The sequence below is a fragment of the Pseudomonas sp. EGD-AK9 genome (assembly GCF_000465935.2).
Lineage (GTDB): Bacteria > Pseudomonadota > Gammaproteobacteria > Pseudomonadales > Pseudomonadaceae > Aquipseudomonas.
Genome location: NZ_AVOF01000543.1, coordinates 1 through 1,445, shown reverse-complemented (window position 1 = coordinate 1,445; position 1,445 = coordinate 1). Strand labels below are relative to the sequence as shown.

Sequence of the window (1,445 nt, the reverse complement as noted above, 5' to 3'; positions counted from 1 at the left end):
AGGGCCGCGGCGGCAGCGCCTTCGCCGCCGGCGCCGCGCTGTCGCTGACCAATCCGCAGAACCTGGTGTACTGGGCGGCCATGGGCGGCGCCATGGCCGCCATCGGCGTGGCCGAGCCGACGCCTACCCACCTGGCGCTGTTCTTCGCCGGCTTCATGCTCTCCTCGCTGCTCTGGTGCTTTATCTGCGCCGGCCTGGTGGACTGGTTCCGCCGCGCCGCCTCGCGGCTCTGGCACCGCCTCACCTACCTGGCCTGCGGCCTGGCCCTGCTCGGGCTGTCCGGCATGACCCTGGCCGAGCTGTTGTAAGGCTGGCTTCGTTGGGCTTCGTCGCGGGCTCCTCAGCCCAACCTGCGGCCTCCCCTGCCGTCGGCTGGCGCTGAGCGCAGCGAAGCCCAACGGCAAGAGCGCGGCTATCGCCCCCATCCAGACAATCAACCGGAGGCGCCGGCGAACGCGTCTAGACTCCAGCCTATCCACCCCTGGAGCACACGGGAGAAACGCCATGCCCCTGCACAGCCTGTTACGCAACCTCCTCGCCGCCTATGCCTGCGGCGCCAGCGGCAGCACCGGCGGGGGCCGTCTCGACTGAGCACCGCCGTCGGAGACGGCCGGCACGGCCCGGGCACTGGGCAAGACCCGACGCTGGCGCGATGATAGGCGCCGCTCATTCCCTCCCCTCAAGGATTGCCCCATGGCCGGAACCAGCCTGCTCGCCCTGCTCGACGATATCGCCGCGGTACTCGACGACGTCGCGGTAATGACCAAGGTCGCCGCGAAGAAGACCGCCGGCGTGCTCGGCGACGACCTCGCCCTGAATGCCCAGCAGGTCACGGGCGTGCGCGCCGAGCGCGAGCTGCCGGTGGTCTGGGCGGTGGCCAAGGGCTCGTTCAAGAACAAGCTGATCCTGGTGCCGGCGGCCCTGCTGATCAGCGCCTTCGCGCCCTGGGCGGTGGTGCCGCTGCTGATGTTCGGCGGCCTGTTCCTCTGCTACGAGGGCTGCGAGAAGCTGGCGCACAAGCTGCTGCACAAGCCGCAGGCGCAGGCCCAGCAGCAGGAACTGCTGGAGGCGGTGGCCGACCCGCAGGTCGACCTGGTCGCCTTCGAGCGCGACAAGATCCGTGGCGCGGTGCGCACCGACTTCATCCTCTCCGCCGAGATCATCGCCATCACCCTCGGCACCGTCGCCGCCGCCAGCTTCGCCAAGCAGGTGGCGGTGCTCAGCGGCATCGCCGTGCTGATGACCGTCGGCGTCTACGGCCTGGTCGCCGCCATCGTCAAGCTGGACGACGCCGGCCTCTACCTCAGCCAGCGCGCCAGCCGCGCCGCCCAGGCGCTGGGACGCGGCATCCTGCGCCTGGCGCCCTGGCTGATGAAGAGCCTGTCGGTCCTGGGCACCGCCGCCATGTTCATGGTCGGCGGCGGCATCCTGGTTCACGGCCTGCC

General features: G+C 70.7%; 2 protein-coding genes. Both read left to right on the top strand.

Annotated features, from left to right (window positions below):
* Nucleotides 1-308 (top strand): LysE family transporter (locus tag N878_RS20335; protein ID WP_021445381.1); only part of this gene is annotated, 308 nt, incomplete at its 5' end.
* A 385-nt stretch (nucleotides 309-693) separates the two neighbouring features.
* On the top strand, nucleotides 694-1,445 hold a 752-nt coding region (locus tag N878_RS20330; RefSeq protein WP_021445380.1), incomplete at its 3' end, for a DUF808 domain-containing protein.